At 43.8% G+C, this 19323-nt stretch carries 16 protein-coding genes; 7 read left to right on the forward strand and 9 right to left on the reverse strand.

The features are described 5' to 3' along the window. Positions 1–46 precede the first annotated feature (46 nt). The 4 genes from ptsP to tmpT all read left to right on the forward strand — a co-directional run bounded on the left by ptsP (position 47) and on the right by tmpT (position 5509). Entirely contained in the window at positions 47–1822 is a 1776-nt protein-coding gene (ptsP, locus tag PSU72_RS13570) for a phosphoenolpyruvate--protein phosphotransferase (RefSeq protein ID WP_300433175.1), read from the forward strand. A 41-nt stretch (positions 1823–1863) separates the two neighbouring features. Further along, positions 1864–2250, forward strand: a complete 387-nt coding sequence (locus PSU72_RS13575) for a DUF4870 domain-containing protein (RefSeq protein WP_300433176.1) — start codon at positions 1864–1866, stop codon at positions 2248–2250. Positions 2251–2270: 20 nt separating this feature from the next. Next, on the forward strand, positions 2271–4313 hold the full coding sequence (locus PSU72_RS13580; RefSeq protein WP_300433177.1) for a M3 family metallopeptidase: 2043 nt from the start codon (positions 2271–2273) through the stop codon (positions 4311–4313). A 536-nt stretch (positions 4314–4849) separates the two neighbouring features. Continuing rightward, complete coding sequence (gene tmpT, locus PSU72_RS13585; RefSeq protein ID WP_300433179.1) at positions 4850–5509, forward strand: thiopurine S-methyltransferase; 660 nt, start codon at positions 4850–4852, stop codon at positions 5507–5509. A gap of 33 nt (positions 5510–5542) precedes the next feature. Here the strand turns inward: tmpT and PSU72_RS13590 are convergent, their stop codons facing one another. Together PSU72_RS13590 and PSU72_RS13595 are read right to left on the reverse strand one after the other, a co-directional pair. Next, a complete protein-coding gene (locus PSU72_RS13590) occupies positions 5543–6694 on the reverse strand; it encodes an HPP family protein (RefSeq protein WP_300433180.1) in 1152 nt (383 codons plus the stop codon). Further along, a complete protein-coding gene (locus PSU72_RS13595) occupies positions 6694–7395 on the reverse strand; it encodes an HAD family phosphatase (RefSeq protein WP_300433181.1) in 702 nt (233 codons plus the stop codon). Before PSU72_RS13595 ends, PSU72_RS13590 begins: the two co-directional genes overlap by 1 nt. Positions 7396–7956: 561 nt before the next feature. Between PSU72_RS13595 and xth the strand changes: the two genes are divergently transcribed. Continuing rightward, positions 7957–8739, forward strand: coding sequence for an exodeoxyribonuclease III (gene xth, locus PSU72_RS13600; RefSeq protein ID WP_300433182.1), 783 nt, complete (start codon positions 7957–7959; stop codon positions 8737–8739). A gap of 16 nt (positions 8740–8755) precedes the next feature. On the opposite strand, the gene PSU72_RS13605 is transcribed toward xth, so the two are convergent. From PSU72_RS13605 to def, 7 genes are all read right to left on the reverse strand, one after another. After that, a complete protein-coding gene (locus tag PSU72_RS13605) occupies positions 8756–10075 on the reverse strand; it encodes a response regulator (RefSeq protein ID WP_300433184.1) in 1320 nt (439 codons plus the stop codon). Between the two features lie 12 nt (positions 10076–10087). Then, complete coding sequence (locus PSU72_RS13610) at positions 10088–12244, reverse strand: ATP-binding protein (RefSeq protein ID WP_300433185.1); 2157 nt, start codon at positions 12242–12244, stop codon at positions 10088–10090. Between the two features lie 13 nt (positions 12245–12257). Then, the gene (locus PSU72_RS13615; RefSeq protein WP_300433186.1) at positions 12258–12827 is read right to left on the reverse strand and encodes a DUF4390 domain-containing protein; all 570 of its coding nucleotides are present in this window, start codon (positions 12825–12827) and stop codon (positions 12258–12260) included. Next, positions 12805–14124 (reverse strand): 16S rRNA (cytosine(967)-C(5))-methyltransferase RsmB, encoded by a 1320-nt coding sequence (gene rsmB, locus PSU72_RS13620; protein ID WP_300433188.1) that lies wholly within the window; start codon positions 14122–14124, stop codon positions 12805–12807. Before rsmB ends, PSU72_RS13615 begins: the two co-directional genes overlap by 23 nt. 401 nt (positions 14125–14525) lie before the next feature. Beyond that, positions 14526–15398 carry a zinc metalloprotease HtpX gene (htpX, locus tag PSU72_RS13625; RefSeq protein WP_300433190.1) on the reverse strand — a complete coding sequence of 291 codons (873 nt, stop codon included), beginning with the start codon at positions 15396–15398 and terminating at the stop codon, positions 14526–14528. 82 nt (positions 15399–15480) lie between these two features. Then, complete coding sequence (gene fmt, locus PSU72_RS13630; protein WP_300433192.1) at positions 15481–16404, reverse strand: methionyl-tRNA formyltransferase; 924 nt, start codon at positions 16402–16404, stop codon at positions 15481–15483. Between the two features lie 47 nt (positions 16405–16451). Continuing rightward, a complete protein-coding gene (def, locus tag PSU72_RS13635; protein ID WP_300433193.1) occupies positions 16452–16952 on the reverse strand; it encodes a peptide deformylase in 501 nt (166 codons plus the stop codon). A gap of 172 nt (positions 16953–17124) precedes the next feature. On the opposite strand from def, the gene PSU72_RS13640 reads away from it, so the two are divergent. Both PSU72_RS13640 and dprA read left to right on the forward strand, forming a co-directional pair. Next, on the forward strand, positions 17125–18189 hold the full coding sequence (locus PSU72_RS13640; protein ID WP_300433194.1) for a LysM peptidoglycan-binding domain-containing protein: 1065 nt from the start codon (positions 17125–17127) through the stop codon (positions 18187–18189). A 15-nt stretch (positions 18190–18204) separates the two neighbouring features. Then, positions 18205–19320, forward strand: a complete 1116-nt coding sequence (dprA, locus tag PSU72_RS13645) for a DNA-processing protein DprA (RefSeq protein WP_300433195.1) — start codon at positions 18205–18207, stop codon at positions 19318–19320. Positions 19321–19323 lie beyond the last annotated feature (3 nt).

Consider the following 19323-nt stretch of genomic DNA (forward strand, 5'->3'; position numbering starts at 1 on the left):
ATTTCTCAAGAAGAAAAAGTAGTGATTTCTGGCGGGGTAGACAAAATTGACTAGCTTTAGCATTCATGGCGTAGGCGTATCTAGCGGCATTGCGATTGGGCAAGCGCACCTTATATCTAACGCGCTGTTGGAGGTGGTACATTACCAACTGCCTAAACACCTAATCGACGAAGAGGTGAAGCGTTTTACCGATGCGATAGAGACCGTTAAAGCTGATTTAGAAGCTATTAACGGAAGTTTGCGTAAAAATGCACCCGCTGAGCTAAGTGCTTTCATCGGTACGCATTTAATGATGCTGGCAGATAAATCTTTATCTGAAGCGCCGATAAAAATTATTGAAAATGAACGTTGCAATGCCGAGTGGGCAATCAAGCTGCAAATGGACGATATTGTTGAGCAGTTTGAGCAAATCGAAGATGAATATTTGCGCGAACGTAAGCAAGATGTGATTCAAGTGGTAGAGCGCGTCATTAAAGTGCTACTTGGTCATCCCAGCCAATTAAGTACAGAGCAAAAAAACAGCGCCGCAAGCCAAGAACACAAACTCATTTTAGTCGCGCACGATATTTCACCCGCTGATGCTATTCAATTCAAGCAACACGAATTTGCCGCTTTTATTACCGACGTGGGCGGAGTGACATCACACACGGCAATTTTGGCACGCAGCCTGAATATACCTTCTATTGTTGCATTACAAAGAGCCCATGATTTGATTCGCGACGGCGAGTTAATTATTGTAGATGGCAAACAAGGCGTGGTGATTGTTAATCCCGATGCCAGCATCTTAACTGAATACAAATTGCGCCAAGAACAGTGGGAGCTTGAGCAACAAAAACTTCAACGGATTAAATCAACCAAAGCCGTGACCTTAGACGGCATGAATATTGATTTATTTGCCAATATTGAAGTGCCAGAAGACGTAGTTGCAGTCGCGGCATCTGGTGCTACAGGCATAGGCTTATACCGAACCGAATTCTTATTTATGAATCGGCGAGAAATGCCAGATGAAGAAGAGCAATTCAACGCTTACAAAACGGTTGCCGAAGCCATGAAAGGCGCAACTGTCATCATTCGCACTTTGGATTTGGGCGCAGATAAACAAATGAACCCAGATACGATAGTGACCTGTGCTAACCCAGCATTAGGTTTACGTGCTATTCGCTATTGCTTATCTGAACCGCAGATTTTCCATACGCAATTACGCGCTCTGTTGCGTGCCTCGCATTTTGGCAATATCAAAATATTAGTACCTATGCTGTGTACATTGTCAGAGCTGCGTCAGACTAAACTATTATTAGAGCGCGCTAAAATCAGCTTGCTTAAACAAAACATTCCATTCAATGAAAATATTGAATTAGGTGGCATGATAGAAATCCCTGCAGCTGCGATTAATGCTGAAGCTTTTGCCAACGAGTTAGATTTCTTGTCTATCGGCACTAACGATTTGATTCAGTACACGCTAGCAATCGACCGCACCGATGACGCGGTTGCACATCTCTATAACCCACTGCATCCGTCGGTATTAAAATTAATATCAATGACCATTAAAGCTGGTGAAAAGTTAGGCAAATCGGTTTCAGTATGTGGCGAAATGGCTGGTGATGCGAAATTAACCAAGCTATTGATTGGCATGGGTTTACGCCAACTGTCTATGCATCCCTCGCACATACTTAGCGTTAAACAACAAATATTGCACAGCCAGCTCACCACGCTTAAAGCAAATGCACGCAAAGTGCTGAATCTGACAGACCTAGAAAAAGTGGAACCACTCGTGGCTAAGCTGAATCGAAATTCAGATGTAAACACGTACCTCAGTTCATAGAGGCGCACAAATAGCCTCATCTACTAACAAAAGGACTCTCTATGTCTACCGAAACCAATAATGAAGTAACTACCAACCAAACAGATACGAGCAACATGGATAAAACCCCAAGCAATGACGATAAAAATATTGCCACCATTACGCATATAGGCGGCACGGTGTTTTCATTCGTGCCAGCGCTGATCGTTTGGATTCTGAAAAAAGATGAGAACCGATATATTGAAGACCAAGCAAAAGAAGCATTGAACTTTCAAATTACCATGGTGTTGGCCTATATGCTCGCTGGCGTGCTTTCATGGATACTGATCGGACTGATATTTTTTCCCGTTATTTGGGTACTGAATATTGTTTTCTGCATTATTGCCGCCATCTCTACCAGTAAGGGCGAAACTTATCGCTATCCACTTTGCCTACGTTTAATTAACTAACCTGTTTTAAGGAATATTCTGTGTCAAATCCATTGTTATACTTGGCTGGCTTACCTAAATTTAATGAAGTCAAACCTGAACATGTCAGCTCTGCGATTGACAGCCTACTCACAGAAGGCCGCGCACTGGTCGAAAGCTTAGCTACCGCAACAGAAGCGCCGACATGGGAAAACTTTGCACTTAAATTAGAAGACCATAGCGATAAAATCAGCCGCGCCTGGAGCCAAGTTGGCCACATGAATGCCGTAGTGAATAGCCCAGAATTGCGCGAAGCCTATAACGATAACTTAGCCAAACTGACTGATTACGGCAGTGACATGTCACAAGATGAGCGCCTATACGCCAAGTATAAAGCCATTCAAGCCAGTGCTGCATTTGCCAGCCTGACAGCGACCCAGCAAAAAATTATCAATAACGAAGTACGTGATTTCAAACTAGGCGGCGCCGAATTGCCAGAAGCGCAAAAAGCGCGCTTTAAAGCGGTGAGCGAAGAACTTTCTAAATTGGGTTCTAAATTTGAAGAAAACATTCTAGATAACACCAATGACTTTGCACATTACGTTGAGGATGTCGCCGATTTAGCAGGCATACCAGCCGATGCTATTGAGGCCGCCGCTGAAGCTGCAAAAGAAGCAGGTAAAGCAGGTTACAAATTCAGCCTGCAATTCCCCTCTTACATGCCAGTTTTGCAATACGGCGAAAACCGAGCATTGCGTGAAACGCTTTATCGCGCTTACGCGACTCGTGCTTCTGAATTCAGCAAGCCAGAATGGGATAACACAAACTTAATCAGCGACATTCTTAAATTGAAAAAAGAAGAAGCGCAAACACTAGGCTTTAAAAACTATGCCGAACTTTCGCTCGCCACAAAAATGGCAGACACACCTACACAAGTCACTGAGTTTTTAGACACGCTTGCAAAACGCGCCAAACCCTATGCAGAGCGCGATATGCAAGAACTCACCGCCTATGCCAAGAAGCTCGGTATTGAAGATATGCAATCATGGGACGTCGGCTATGTCAGCGAAAAACTACGCGAAGACAAATACGCGTTCTCAGACCAAGAAGTGAAACAATACTTCCCTGAAAGCAAAGTGCTGGAAGGTTTATTCAAAGTCACCGAAACCATATTCGGCGTACAAGTAAAAAAAGCCGAAGCGCCGCTTTGGCACACAGATGCCGCGTTTTACCAAATTAACGATGCCGCTGGCAAAGCTATCGCCTACTTCTATTTAGACCTCTACGCACGCAACAACAAGCGCGGCGGCGCATGGATGGATGAAGCGATTACGCGCCGTAAAAAAGCAGATGGCATTGAACTACCAGTTGCATTTTTAACCTGCAATTTCTCCGCCCCAGTCGGCGGCAAACCTGCTTTATTTACGCATGATGAAGTCATCACCATGTTCCACGAATTTGGTCATGGCTTGCATCATATGCTCACCCAAGTCGATGAATACGGCGTTTCAGGCATTAAAGGCGTGGAGTGGGATGCGGTTGAATTACCCAGCCAATTTATGGAAAACTTCTGCTGGGAATGGGATGTACTACGCCACATGACCTCCCACGTCGACACAGGCGCGCAACTACCACGTGAACTATTCGACAAAATGGTCGCCGCTAAAAACTTCCAAGCTGGCATGCAAACCATGCGCCAAATTGAATTTTCACTCTTCGATATGCGCCTACACGGTGAGTTTGATGCTTCAAATCCAAACCCAAGTGGCCCCCAAACTGCCCTAGAATTAATCGAACAAATTCGTGACGAAGTTGCCGTAGTTCGCCCACCAAAATGGAACCGCTTCCCTAACAGTTTCAGCCACATATTTGCAGGCGGTTATGCCGCAGGTTATTACAGCTACAAATGGGCAGAAGTTCTGTCTGCCGATGCCTACAGCCTGTTTGAAGAGCTAGGCGTGCTTTCAGCGCAAGCGGGTAGCCGCTTTAAAGATGAAGTGCTGGCTAAAGGTGGTTCACGCCCAGCGATGGAATCATTTGTTGCGTTTAGGGGTAGAGAACCAAGTATGGATGCGCTGTTGAGACATAATGGAATGGCGATTTGATTGCACATTGATTAAACGCGTGGGTAGAAATCTGCCCACGCTAATTGGCTACATTCAGTTATACGGTAAATCAAATGAGGTCATTCTCAGTTTATCCTGGTAATGTAGGTGGTGGAGTTGTTTCTGGCGTTGTTCCTATTGTTTATGATGCGGCTAAGGGTAAATAATGAGGGAGAGAAAGTATCTTTTTAAATCTAGTAAATGGCTTTCTGAAAAGATGTTTGAAGAAAGCTGGAGTAGCGTATTTTTAACATTAATTGAAACATTAATTGGCTATTCCATAATCTATTTCTTACCACAGATAATGTTTTATTTTGAAGGATATGTTACAGACCCGGCAAGACAAAAATGGCGCATGACGTGGATAGGAGTACTTTGCTTAATTATATTGTTTTTCACGGTTCTTAAGGTTATTAGGTTAATTCGTAAGAAGCCATTCCCAAGCGAATAGGGGGGGGTCTTGAACCCAAGCGTAATGCCATTTGCAAGATTCACCGCGTGGGCAACCAAGTTGCCCACCCTACAAGTGGAGAAATATGAAACACGACTTTTGGCATCAAAAATGGGAAAAAAACGAGATTGGTTTTCACTTACCTGATGCCAATCCTTTGTTGGTTCAGCACTTCCCTGCACTCAATTTAAAACCAGAATCTAACCCAAAGATAAGTCCTCGTGTATTTTTACCCTTGTGCGGTAAAACTTTGGATATTGCATGGTTGCTGGCGCAGGGCTATCGCGTTGCGGGAGCTGAGTTAAGCAGCATTGCAATTGAAGATTTATTTAAAAGCCTTAACTTAACGCCCAATATCAAAACAATTGGTGAAGTAACGCATTACAGCGCACCTAATATTGATATATTTGTGGGAGATATTTTCAAAGTATCACCCACCATGTTGGGTGCAGTGGATGCGGTGTATGACAGAGCGGCTTTAGTGGCTTTACCAGAAGATATTCGAAAGCTTTATACCGCGCATTTAATCACACTCACCAACCATGCACCGCAACTGCTGATTTGCTTTGAGTATGACCAAAGCTTGCATGCTGGCCCACCTTTTTCTATTAGCGCGGATGAAGTTAAACAGCATTACCAAGTGAGCTATGATTTAACTTTGCTGGGCAGTACCGCCGTTATTGGTGGTTTAAAAGGGCTATGTCCTGCCACTGAGCACGTATGGTGGTTAAAGCCGCTGAAGTAGCACCCCATCAGATCAAATCAGCCTGCAAAGCAGTTATCGATACAAGGCATTAATCACGTCGGTTTGCGACAATATGCCTACCAAACGCTTTTCATCATCAACCACTGGAATGACATGCAGCGCATGCGTCGTAATCAGCGGAATAATGTGGACAATGTGTGCGTCATGCTGAATGGTCACCGCTGGGGTGCTCATGATTTGCCCAACCACTTCAGGTTGAGTGCTGTGGGTACGATGCGACCGACGGATAAGTTGTTTAAAGCGTGATTCCACATGCGCAAATGATTCGGGTTTAGCATGGCGCATAAAGTCATCATGACTTAATAGACCAATCACGCGATTTGCTTTGTTGACTATGGGGATTGCAGGATATGGGCATAGGCGGAGTTTTTCCCAAGCATCCTCTAACCGATGTCCATACTCTAAGGCAAAAGTCACGGGACTCATGATTTTATAGCATTGAATTTCACCCAGCTTACGCTTATAGGCATTGAGCTCTGTTTGCTCTAACAACTGTTTAAGATTATCGCGGTTAATATCAATAATTTGATCAAACTGCTGTAACGCTGCGTTGAGGTCTTCTTCACGAAACCCGAATTGATAATGCATTTGCGTGGGTGAAGCGGACTTTTCAGTTGCTGACGCAGGCGGATAAGTGCGCCCAGTCAGATTATTGTAAATCAACGCCATACCTAATAATAAAAAGCTGTTGATTGCAACTGGCCAAAATACAAAACTATATCCAAGCGCATGAATTGCTGGACCGCCTAAAACGGCCGTTAGTGCGACAGCGCCACTGGGAGGATGCAAGCAACGCAAGGCAAACATAAAGATAATGGAAAACATGGCAGCTAAACCAGCGGCGAGCGATACATTATCTGGGAACAGGAGTGCAAAACTCACACCAGTCAGCGCAGCAATGATATTGCCGCCAACGATTGACCATGGTTGTGCTAACGGGCTGCTGGGTAGCGCAAATAGTAAAACTGACGAAGCACCCATGGGTGCAATCAAGAAAAAGGTCGCGACAGGGTCGTGATTCACCGCGTATTGTGCAATCAAACCAGTAAATAAAATGCCACACAATGCGCCTACAGCAGCGCGATACTTTTCAGCCCAGCCACCAGTCATCGCTTGTGGCCAAAAACGCTGTAAATACTGAAACAGCCTAGTTTTCCAATCCATTAGTTTTCCAGTCCACTAGCTTCCAACGCACTCTTACTCCTTAAACTCAAATTTAACCAATCATTTAGGCTTTCAATCGTAAGATGGCTATTTTGCACTACAAATTCACTTGGTTGTTTTAAATCTGGCACAACCACTACTCTCAACCCTGCGGCAATGGCGGCGCGCGCACCTGTTTCGCTATCTTCAAAGGCGATGCACTCTTCTGCTTTTAAGCCCAGCTTCTTTACTGCTAGCAGGTAAATATCAGGGTTGGGCTTGCCGCGTGTAACCTCTTGCCCACTGGTGATATGGCTAAAGTAATCAAGCACGCCAACTTGGCTTAAACGGTGGCGAATATGATGGGTGGACGATGATGAGGCTACGCTGCATATAATATTATTGCCCTGATAGTGCCTAAGCAACTCACTAGCACCATGCTTGAGTGGGAATGTATTGTTGCGTTCTGCCAGTAGCGCATCTAACCCTTGCATCACTTGGTTAAAATTACTCACACCATTCAGCTGATCAATCATAATACGGGTAGAGTCAGGTCCAGCACGACCAATCAACTCAACATATTCTGCGCGAGTGTAAGTGATGCCCACTTTCTGAGCAGCAGTAATACAGGCTTGCATGATGATGCGCTCAGAATCAATCAGTAGGCCGTCCATATCAAATATGGCGGCTTTGAGAGTTAATCCATTTACACCATCTTCCATGCTTTTCTCTATCAGTAGGTCTTAAAAAAAGGTGACTTTACCACAGTAGAATATTCAGCATTGGTCTTTTTAATATGGTCAATCCGTGTGTACTGATTGCGGCGTTTAATTATAGTAAGTATTTGAATATTTAACACTTAAATGCAAAAAACCTCAACACTATATTAGTTGAGGTTTTTATTAACGGTTAACCATCTTTAGCTAAACATGTTTAGCTAGACGATTTCACAAGTATTATTTTTTAACGCATTTACCATGGTCGTCTTTATGCTCATCTGGGTGACAATCGTTCGCAAATGCGATGTTTGACATTAAAGCAGTTAAAATAAATAAAACTGATGCGATTTTTTTCATGATTTATTTCCTTTATGTAAAATTAATATTGTCATTTATAAATAGAGTGCAAACATCAAAGTAACGAATCTCTAGGGGATAGTTCATCAGATACTTAAAATACTTATCGTCTGTTCTTTATAGAACTTTAGCTTTTTGCGTAGTTTTATTCATAAATTGAGTGGGTGCTTAATTTTATAGTTCGGCTTACATGCTAAAATTTAAAGCATGAATAACAAATCTTTTAAATTAGCAACATGGAACGTCAATTCTTTAAATGTTCGTCTTCAACATGTATTGGATTGGTTGCGCGATAACCCAATTGACGTGCTTTGCTTGCAAGAAACCAAGCAGGAAGATAGCAAGTTTCCTTATGCCGAGCTAAAGGAAGCTGGTTACAACGCTATTCATAGTGGGCAAAAAACATACAATGGTGTGGCTATTTTAAGCACGCATGAAATGACAGAAGTAGAGCATAGTATTGCCGATTTTGAAGATGAGCAGAAGCGCGTGATTTCAGCCACCATTAACGGCGTACGCGTAGTGTGTGTATACATTGTGAACGGCCAGGCGGTTGATTCTGAAAAGTATGAGTACAAGATGCGCTGGTTAAACGCGCTCAATACTTGGCTGGCTGGAGAGCTTAAAAAGTACCCGAAATTAGTTGTATTAGGTGATTACAATATTGCACCTGAAGACCGCGATTGCCACGACCCTGCTGCTTGGATAGGACAAATATTAGTCAGCCCACAAGAGCGCGAGCATTTCCAAAAACTACTACAATTAGGCTTACATGATAGCTTCCGGCTGTTTGAACAGGCTGAGAAAAGCTTTAGCTGGTGGGATTACCGCATGATGGGCTTTAGACGTAACTTTGGTATGCGCATTGACCATATTTTAGTCAGCGACGCCCTTAAATCTGCTTGTATCGCTGCGACTATCGACAAAACACCACGCAAACTGGAAAGACCTTCTGACCATACGCCTGTGATCTTGGAATTAGGTCTTTAAGACTACACGTTTAGGACTACTTAATCTTAATTCCTAGCTGCTTGAGCTTGCGATACAAATGCGTACGCTCTAAGCCTGCAATATCCGCTAATTTACTCATGTTATTCAATGCATCTTTCATGTGATGTTGAAAATACATACGTTCAAAATCATCGCGCGCTTCGCGCAAAGGTTGGTCTAGGAACGACAAGCTTCCATTAGCAGCGGTATTGGTTTCTTCAACTTGAACTGGCTTAGGTTTTTTGATTTCAGCTATTTTCACCTGTACTTCAGGGTCATCAAATTGATGTAAAACACGCTTCACATCCTCTAAAGTGATTTTTTCACCCAAACTGGTATGTATTAAATTTCTGATTGCCGCATCTAACTGTGCCAAATCACCAGGCCAATTGGCATTGCGCAAGCCATTCAACGCCGCGACATCAAACTCTCGGTATTCCAGACCAGCTAGTTCCAATTGCAAATTAGCGATCGCCACCACTAAGTCAGGGATATCTTCTCTGTGCTCTTCCAAAGCTGGCACACGCAAAGATACAGCTGACAAAGCCTGAAATAAATTATGATCAAATAAAGATTCAGCTTGTAGCTTAGGTAAATTCTCGCTGGTGCCGCACACAACGCGCACATGGTATTTTTCTGACTTTGCAATCAACAGCAATAAACCTTTTTGCTCAGCCTTTTTAAGATCGGCTATTTCAGGAATGTACAACACGCCGCCACGAATCGTTTCAAGAATATCCAAAGGCGTATCAACAAGTTTGTTGAAGTCAGTCAGTTGCAACCACGGGCTACCTGCATCTTGTAAGTAGCGTGCGCAAAGTTCGGCTCCACAACCTTTAGGACCAATCAACAAGACTGGCGTTGGGCTGACGCCGACAGCAATTTTATCTAGCCTATCTTTAAGCGCTGTCACAATCGGGCTTTTGCCCAAACTGGTGAGATTCATTTCAGATTTAGGTAGCTGCTCGCTGTGTTTTAATGCGGCACTGACGGTTTTTAATAGTTTTTGTAGTGCAATTGGCTTTTCTAAGAAATCAAAAGCGCCGATGCGCGTTGCTTCAACGGCAGTATCAATCGTGCCATGACCAGACATCATCACCACAGGCATCGTCAACAAGCTGCTATTCGCCCACTCTTTAAGCAGCGTAATGCCATCGCAATCTGGCATCCAAATATCTAGCAGCACGATGTCAGGGCGCTCATGCAAGCGAGCCGCACGTGCTGCAGCAGCATTTTCAGCCAACTGCACTTGGTAGCCTTCATCTTGCAAAATATCGCGCAAAAGCTCGCGTATCCCGATTTCGTCGTCAACGACTAATATATGTTTTGATGCCATTTTCTATCTTCTTTATGATTCTGTGTTACTAGTTGCGTCTATCAAGAGTGGAATTTTAATTGCTACAATTGCGCCTGTTGTTTGCATTGCCTTTGGCACATTTTCAATTTTAATACTGCCTTTATGTTCTTCAATAATCTTTTTCACGATAGCTAAACCTAAGCCCGTACCATGTGATTTGGTAGTCACATATGGCTCAAACACCCGCAACAACATGTCTTCAGGAAAACCTAGCCCATTATCGGTGACGGTTAGCGCTAACATTTCACCTTCAATTTTTGTTTGAACCGCTATCGTGGCATCAGTCTGATCTACAAGTGCATCTTGGGCATTTTGCAGCAAATTATGTATCACTTGGCGTAGCATCGTGCTATCACCTTTAATCGGACAAGGCTGCTTTTCTAGCACCAAACTTATCTTGCTGCCCGACTGGTCGTAAAGCGAGACGACTTCTTTAATCAGATTATTTAAATCTAATTTTTGCAATTGTGGCGCTGGTGAACGTGCGTAGTCACTAAACTCATTCACCATGCGCTTCATCGCATCGACTTGGTTGACGATGGTTTCTGTCGAGCGTCTTAACATCTCTGCATCGGCCGCATTGAGCTTACTCAGTAATTTATGCGACATGCGTTCTGCTGATAGTTGAATCGGCGTAAGTGGATTCTTAATTTCATGCGCAAGCCGTCTTGCCACCTCGCCCCACGCCGCGTCTCGCTGCGCCTGTATCATGGTTGTTGCATCATCAAACACCGCGACATAGCCACCATCAGGCAAGCGCGTACCACGCACTGTGAGTATCTGTTTGCCATGCGCGCTCAACAACTCCACTTGCGTTTGCGCATCTTCTTTATGTGTGCCAGCTTGCTCAACGTCATCTAAACTATTCATGGCTACGGTGAGTAAAAAATTATCTAACCGAGGGTGTTTAAGATTAATTTGATCTAGCTTTAAACCTACATAACCTTCTAGTGGCACGCCTAATATATTCATGGCGGCTTCATTAAATGTACGTAACTCACCGCGCTTATTAAGCGCCATGACACCAGAAGACAAATGCGCCAATATAGTTTCTAAGTAGCCACGAGCAGCTTCTACGCGGGCTCGGTTGCTATCGGCAGCTTTAGTCGCATCGTCTAACTGTTGCGTCATGCTGTTAAAAGATTGAACCAGCACGCCCAACTCATCTTTACCATGGGCAGGCAGCATCGTGCTGTAGTCACCGCTGGCAATTGCCTTAGTACCTTCTGCCAACACCGTTAACGGGGCTGATAGCTTACGACTTAACACGAAAGCCACTGCAACCGCACCCAACATTGCTAGCATCATCACCAAGGTCAGTGTGAGAGCGAATACTTCTCTTAATGAAGCACGGCTATATGAAAGCTGCTGGTAATCCTGATAGACATCCTGCACCGCTTCAGCAGTGGTAGCGAGAGGTTTAGGCACTGGTTGCAGCAGCTGCAAGATGCGCGTCTCCCCAGTTAAGTCTTGACCATTCACTGGCGCTAACACACGCAGATACAAACCTTTATTGCCTATGGGCTCGATACTTGCCAATATATGTTTACGCGCTTGCCTTAGCTGCGCCACGCTTGGCAATTCGGGTAAAAAACTACCTGAATCACTACTTGATACCTCTAAAATTCTGCCTTGTACCGTTAATAAAGTCAGGTCTTGTATGCCGCTTTTTTCACGTAAGTCATTCAAGATTGAATGTGTATTTGCTGGCTGAAAAGACAGCGTCGTCGCCATGCTCTCGCCTTTTTCCTTCACATCTGCCAGCATAATATCTAAGGCTGTACGCCCTAAATTAAGCCCGCCTTCAAGCGCGGCCTCTACCTTCACGTTAAACCAGGATTCAATAGACCTTGTTAAAAAATTCACTGAAACTAGATAGACGATTAAACCAGGAATAATCGCCATCATCGCAAAGCTTGATAATAGGCGCAGGGTAAAACGGCTACCCACAACGCCTTTACGAATTTGTCGGTACAAACGAAAAATCTGATAACCAATCAACACAATCAAGAATGTCGCTAATACGCCATTGAGTGTCACCAGTAAAGTGTAGTATTCACCAGAGGCAGCAGTATTAGCACTTGCGTTTGATAGCAAATACAGTAAAAAGCCGCCTAAGGCAGCACTCACTAGAACGACATATTTCATTTGAGAAAATTAATCATTTAAACAAACTAGGCACCCACTCAAAACGCTGCGAACTCATTTTCCAGTCATCTGAGCCCATGGCATCGCCTTGTAATACTTTTGGTAATTTTTTGGGGTCAAGCCGCATCAATACAGCGGCTTTATAATGTTCGCCTTTTTCTACTTCAGACTTCTGAAATACTTTTAAGTCACTGATTTCAGATAAGTCATCGGTAGCTTCATCTAAACGCACAAAAGCTTTTTGCTGATCGCCACGAATGACTAAAAACTGTCTGGAAAGCGCATGGTAGCTTAAAGTCACATGGTGAGTCACTGTCACCACCTCGTCGTCAAACCAATATTTACGGGGTTTTGCTAGCTGAAACTCAATCAAGAAATTAAGCTCAAAGCCTTTGCTAATGGCCTCTTCCATCTTCTCGCTAAACTTCATGTCAACGTCTGCATTCAGCGCATAGGAATCGTCAAGTGGAGCTAGCGATGCACTCCTGATATTCATACTGCTGCTACCTGCCAATGCCGTTGTTGCAAACAGCATGAGCAAGCAGATAGATAAAAGTTGTTTAATTTTTTTGCAGCAATGCATAGAAAAAGCCATCGTGTGCATTTGTAGGGATAAGCTGACCATTGATTTGAGTGATTTCTGCTGCGGCATAATTATCTGGCAACACAAATGGCAATTGAGTTGCATCCGCATTATTTTGTAAGAAATTATCCACTTGTCCTTGATTTTCTTCATTAAAAACAGAGCACGTTACATAAAGTAATTTACCACCCTTTGCCAACATCTGCCATAAATTAGCCAGAATTTTAGCCTGTTGACGAGTAAAAGAAGCAATATCAGCCTCGCGTCTCAACCATTTGATATCCACATGGCGTCGCACGATGCCAGATGCGCTACATGGCACATCCGCTAATATTCTGTCGAAAAGCTGCTGCGCAGTTTTCTCTTCACTCCACCAATCAGTCATTGATGCATCGCCAACCAAAAGGTTCGCTTGCAACTTCATGCGGCTCAAATTACTTTGTACACGCTGCAAACGCGTTTCATCAGAATCTAAAGCCGTTAAAGCTACATCTGCCAGCTCCAAAATATGCCCCGTTTTACCGCCGGGCGCGCAACAAGCATCCAACACGTTCATGCCAACGTTGGCTTCGAGCAGATAGGCCGCCAGTTGTGCACCTAAATCTTGTACAGAAACAATACCATCGCTAAAACCTGGGATTTTTTCTACAGGCACAGGATTCGTCAAAATCAAAGCCTGTGCGCCGATATGTTTGGCTTCAATGTCTTGGCGAGTTAGTAGCTGTAAGTAATCCTGCATGCTGATTTTTTGCGTATTCACCCGCAAAGTCATAGGCGGATGTTGATTGCCCGTTTCTAGCATGCCCTGCCAGTGGTTTGGGTACTGAGTCTTAAGCTTGTTAACCCACCACTGAGGATAAGAATAAACCGCCACTTCGCTAGATTTGAGCTTTGCGGCGAGTTGGTCTTTTTGACGTAAAAAATTCCGCAAAATCGCATTCACTAACCCCTTAGCCCAACTTTTTGGCGCAGGACGCTTTAACTGGCTCACCGCATGTACCGCTTGATTAACCACTGTGAACGAGTCAGCTTTATCATGCAACAACTGATAAATGGCAACTAACAACAAGGCATTGATACGGTCGTCCGTTAACGGTTTTTCGAGCAATTGCACTAGGTAAGCATCAATCTCACCATAAAACCGCAAAGTTCCGTAACTCAAATCCTGCGCGGCTCCACGCTGTTGTGGCGTAGCGCTAGGAAACACCGCCAAAGCCGCAGGCAAAGCCAAAGTAAGATTACGACCAGACAACACCTGATTCACAGCATTCGCAGCGATTTGTTGAGATATATACAAAGAAAACTTTCTTGATGTTAAAACCAATTAATTAAGTCTTGATTTTACTTGATAACAGCGCGCTCGGGGCTATTCATACAGCGAAACATCGATGAAGTAGATTTTAAGTCTCTCCTGCTACCGCTTGATTCCTGAGATTTGTATTAGTTTTGGAGGATTTCGACAAGCGGCTGTTTGAGCGCTAGCGAGTTTCCGCTTGTCGTCCAAAACTAATACAAATCTCAGGAATCAAGCGGTAGGGAGTAGCCTTTTCTTTGGTTACTTTCTTTTGGCTAAGCAAAAGAAAGTAACTCGTGTGTCGCGCGAAAGCGACTTCTTAACTTATGGCTAAACTACTTCTATAATGGCGTACTGATCCCTATGAATAGATAAATATAATTAAATCAAATACGTTCATAAAACTAAATAACCATCGCCATCAACCGTGCCACCCGCTCCTCAGTTTTGGGATGCGTACTAAACAAACTATCAAACGACACGCCCGCCAATGGATTAATAATCATCATCTGCCCCGTTTCTGGATGTGCCTCCGCCGTTGGATTATGAATTTGATGTGCATAGTCACTAATCTTCTGCAATGCACTCGCTAAGGCTTTCGGGTCGCGACTAATTTCCGCACCCACTCTATCCGCCTCAAACTCACGTGAACGTGAAATCGCCATTTGAATCAGAGATGCTGCCATTGGTGCCAAAAACATCATTAACATCGCTACCACGGGACTCACGCTGCGCTCACCATCATCACTACGCCCTCCTCCAAACAGCATGCCGAATGTGCCGATAGATGAAATTGCACCTGCAATCGTCGCAGAGATAGTAGAAATTAGGGTATCTCGATGTTTGACGTGAGCAAGTTCATGTGCCATCACGCCGCGTAACTCACGTTCGCTCAACACCTGCATAATGCCCGTAGTAGCGGCAACGGCAGCGTGTTCTGGGTTGCGTCCAGTGGCAAAAGCATTCGGTTGGGCTTCATCCATCACATACACTTTCGGCATAGGCAATTGCGCATTTTCTGCAAGCTCTTTTACCATGTTGTAGTAGTTGCGAAACTTTGAGTTGTCACCAAAGTTGTTCTCTGGGCTAACTTCTTGCGCACCGTACATTTTGAGCACGGCTTTATCTGAAAACCAGTAGGCATAAATGTTCATGCAGCCAGCCAATACCAACGCTATCAACATGCCGCCGCCTCCACCAAGTGCCGCACCGACAGCACCGAACAAAGCAACAATCGCCGCCATTAACACGGCTGTTTTTAACCAATTACCTAACATTGCGATCTCCTTTTTTAATACCAACTAATGTTTGATAAATGATGGCAGAGGATAAAAATTCAAGTTCAGCCGCAATATGAAGTTAACTAAAGAAATCGCCCATTTGCAAATTATGCCCTTGCACAAAAGCTTGTGCGCTAAGGCGTTTGCCACCTGGCGCTTGCAGCTCAGTAATATGTAGCAAACCATCGCCACAGCCAACGGTTACGCCATCATGTATGCTAACAATTTCGCCAACTTTAGCTTTACCCTCTTTTGCAGTAGCCATCCAAATACGGCAAACCTCACCTTTAATTACACCTTGCGCAACGGGGAAGGGGTTAAATGCTCGCACTTGACGCGATAATTCAACTGCGCTTTTTTGCCAATCAACGGCTGCTTCAGATTTTTCTAATTTATGCGCATAGGTCACTAAAGACTCATCTTGAGGCGTTGCTGGCAGCGAACCTTTTTCTTCTAACTCAGCCATTGCTTGCACCATCAAATCAGCGCCCGTTTTACTCAACGCATCATGTAATGTTTGAGTGGTATCGATTTCGGTAATCGGTACAGCACCTTTACTCACCATCGCTCCCGCATCTAAAGCTGGTACGACCTCCATAATAGTGACGCCCGTTTCAGCATCGCCTACCAATAAGGATCTATGAATAGGCGCAGCACCACGCCAACGTGGCAACAAAGAGGCATGAATGTTATAACAGCCAAATTTTGGCATATTGAGAACAACTGTCGGGATAATCAAACCATAAGCCGCGACTATCATCACGTCGGCATGCACAGCTTCTATCTGCGCTTGCACAGCAGCATCTTTAAGTGTTTCTGGTTGAAATACATGCAAATCACGTTGCTCAGCCAATACCTTAACGGGGCTAGCTTTAAGTTTCATTCCACGCCCTGCGGGGCGATCTGGTTGCGTGAGCACCATGACGATTTGATGTCCCGCTGCAATCAATGCGGCTAACGCTGGGACGGCGAATTCTGGCGTACCAGCAAATATAATTTTCAAAATGTTTTCCTAAATAACTACTTATAACTCGACTGCTTAATGAGTAACTACTTGGGGCGTGTGAGCTTAAGCATTTTATTTTTAATGCGACTACGCTTAAGTGGCGATAAGTACTCAACAAAGACTTTGCCCAGCAAATGATCCATTTCATGCTGAATACAAATACTTAGCAAACCTTCGGCTTTCAATTTAAATGGTTTACCGTTGTAATCTAAAGCCTCAACTGTAATTTTTTCAGCACGCGTCACTGTTTCATAAACGCCAGGTACGGATAAGCAACCTTCTTCGTAGTCTTGCTCGCCACTTTTTTCAATAATTTTAGGGTTGATAAACACCTGTAAATGGTCTTTGGTTTCACTGGTATCAATGATTAAAAGCTGAATGTGCTGATCCACCTGCGTAGCTGCCAAACCGATACCAGGCGCGTCGTACATGGTTTCGCGCATATCATCGATTAACCGACGAATGCTTGCATCTACCTCTTTGACTGGTTTAGCCACCTTATGTAAGCGCGGATCTGGATAATTGAGTATGTCTAAAATTGCCATAAAAGCCTTGTTGTATCCTTAAAAGCTAAATTGTTACTATAAATATAGTTGTTTTTCCATAAAAGCTTGATTGTTTAATGAATTACGTGATAAATTTAACGTAATTTCGCGGTTAAAGTAGTTATTTAATTCGCATATTTTATAATGCATTTTTGACCGAGGTCATCAATATATGTTTCGCCATATTATAACTCTGCTCATGTTTTGTTGCATAAGCTTCAATGTTAACGCGCAAGTTGTTGCACTAAAAAGTGACCATCCTGATCGACATGTTGTGGTGAAAGGCGATACTTTATGGGGAATTTCAGCTAAATTCCTAAAAGATCCATGGCAATGGCCTAGCATTTGGAAATTAAACCGCGCGCAAATTAAAAATCCACACTGGATTTATCCTGGCGACGTAATTGTACTAGACATGAGTAGCGGCACTCCGCAGTTGCGCTTATTACGTGAAACCGTCACTCTTCAACCAGGTGCTGTTGAAGAGCCTTTGGATAGAACGGCTATTTCTACCATTCAGCTGAATGCAATCGCACCATTTTTAACTCAACCACTGGTGATTGAGAAAAATCAGCTTGATAAATCACCTAGAATCATCGCTGGTCAAGACAACCGTGTAGTGCTCAGCCCTGGCACACGTGTCTATATCAATAAAATCGAAGATGGCGGTAATCTAAATTGGTATGTGTATCGTCCAGGTGACAATTTAGTAGATCCAGACACTAAAAAGATATTAGGTGTAGAAGCCATTTATTTAGGTGACGCCAAAATCACTAAATATGGCGAGCCTGCAAGTGCAGATATCACTAAAGCCAAAGAAGAAATTTTCACTAAAGACCGATTGGTGCCTACTGGCGATGAGGTTGTTACTAACTTTGTACCGCATGCACCAGAGTCTGCAATCTCAGGTCGCATTATCAAGATTTACGGTGGCGTTGCTGAAGCGGGTCCACAAAGCATAGTATCGATTAGCCGTGGAACTAAAGACGGCATAGAGGTTGGGCATGTACTTGCCATTAACCGCTATGGTCGCGTGATTAAAGACCCCGAGTATGTAAAAGAAAAAGGTACAAAAGACACTAAATCAGCATCAGGACTTGAACCTGGCATGGTTAAATTACCTGATGAGCGCGTTGGCTTGTTGATGGTGTTCCGTGTATTTGAAAACGTATCGTATGCTTTAGTCATGCAAGCATCACAACCCATCAACACGCTTGATGCGGTAACAACACCTTAATATAAAAGCGGATTTATGCAAGAAAACCGCAGTGAAGGCGCCTATAGTGAAGAACTGGTAGAAAAATCACTGTGGATAGCTTTAAGTAGTATTCACGGAATTGGCTCACAAACATTTTGCCAACTACTGAAAACTTTCGGCAATCCTAGTAATATTTTCGATGCTAGTTATAGTCAATTAAAAGAAACTGTTTCAGATGCCATTGCAACGGAAATCACAAAAGGCGTTAATCATGATGCCCTTTCTGACTCACTGCGCTGGCTATCTCAGTCTAATAACCACCTAGTCACACTTGCTGACACACAATATCCCCAAGCCCTGCTTGAAATTACCGACCCTCCAGCTTTTTTGTACGCAAAAGGTAATTTAGCTTTATTAAACCAACCCAGCATCGCAATAGTTGGTAGCCGTAATGCCTCCGTGCAAGGCGAAAAAAACGCCGAGGCGTTTGCGCAGGGTTTGTCTGAATACGGTTTATGTATTGTGAGTGGCTTGGCGCTTGGCATTGATGGCGCAGCGCACAGAGGCGCCTTAAAAGCCAAAGGCTCAACTATTGCCGTCGTTGGCACTGGCTTGGATATTGTCTACCCCGCTAAACATCGAGATTTAGCACATCAAATTGTAGAACACGGACTGATTGTTTCTGAGTTCGCTTTAAGCACGCCTTCCAAACCACAAAACTTTCCAAAACGAAATCGCATCATTAGCGGCTTAAGCTTAGGCTGTTTGGTGGTTGAAGCTAATTTGCAAAGTGGTTCGCAAATTACCGCACGCCTATCTGCGGAGCAAGGTCGTGAAGTATTTGCAATACCTGGCTCGATTAATTCACCGATGTCTAAAGGTTGTCATCAACTCATCAAGCAAGGTGCTAAATTAGTCGATAGCCTGCAAGATATTGTCGAAGAGCTAGACTTAAGCAAACAAGATTCAAATATTAGTGAGATCTCCAGTGACGAGATCAAAACTAATCACGCTATCCTTACTCTAATGGGTTATGAACCGATTACATTAGAAAATTTAGTCAATTTAAGTGGCTTGACGGTGAGCGAAGTTTCATCCATGCTAATGCTATTGGAATTAGAAGGGAGTGTCGCTAGCCTAGCAGGCGGAAAATATCAAAAAATTGTGTAACTG

Source organism: Methylotenera sp., from assembly GCF_029945535.1.
Taxonomy (GTDB): domain Bacteria; phylum Pseudomonadota; class Gammaproteobacteria; order Burkholderiales; family Methylophilaceae; genus Methylotenera.

What these genes read in the sequence shown, in the direction of transcription:
- PSU72_RS13575 (WP_300433176.1), top strand. Translation starts at nt 1,864, where the DNA reads ATGTCTACCGAAACCAATAATGAAGTAACTACCAACCAAACAGATACG.
- tmpT (WP_300433179.1), top strand. Translation starts at nt 4,850, where the DNA reads ATGAAACACGACTTTTGGCATCAAAAATGGGAAAAAAACGAGATTGGT.
- PSU72_RS13590 (WP_300433180.1), bottom strand. Translation starts at nt 6,694, where the DNA reads ATGGATTGGAAAACTAGGCTGTTTCAGTATTTACAGCGTTTTTGGCCA.
- PSU72_RS13595 (WP_300433181.1), bottom strand. Translation starts at nt 7,395, where the DNA reads ATGGAAGATGGTGTAAATGGATTAACTCTCAAAGCCGCCATATTTGAT.
- xth (WP_300433182.1), top strand. Translation starts at nt 7,957, where the DNA reads ATGAATAACAAATCTTTTAAATTAGCAACATGGAACGTCAATTCTTTA.
- PSU72_RS13605 (WP_300433184.1), bottom strand. Translation starts at nt 10,075, where the DNA reads ATGGCATCAAAACATATATTAGTCGTTGACGACGAAATCGGGATACGC.
- PSU72_RS13610 (WP_300433185.1), bottom strand. Translation starts at nt 12,244, where the DNA reads ATGAAATATGTCGTTCTAGTGAGTGCTGCCTTAGGCGGCTTTTTACTG.
- PSU72_RS13615 (WP_300433186.1), bottom strand. Translation starts at nt 12,827, where the DNA reads ATGCATTGCTGCAAAAAAATTAAACAACTTTTATCTATCTGCTTGCTC.
- htpX (WP_300433190.1), bottom strand. Translation starts at nt 15,398, where the DNA reads ATGTTAGGTAATTGGTTAAAAACAGCCGTGTTAATGGCGGCGATTGTT.
- def (WP_300433193.1), bottom strand. Translation starts at nt 16,952, where the DNA reads ATGGCAATTTTAGACATACTCAATTATCCAGATCCGCGCTTACATAAG.
- PSU72_RS13640 (WP_300433194.1), top strand. Translation starts at nt 17,125, where the DNA reads ATGTTTCGCCATATTATAACTCTGCTCATGTTTTGTTGCATAAGCTTC.
- dprA (WP_300433195.1), top strand. Translation starts at nt 18,205, where the DNA reads ATGCAAGAAAACCGCAGTGAAGGCGCCTATAGTGAAGAACTGGTAGAA.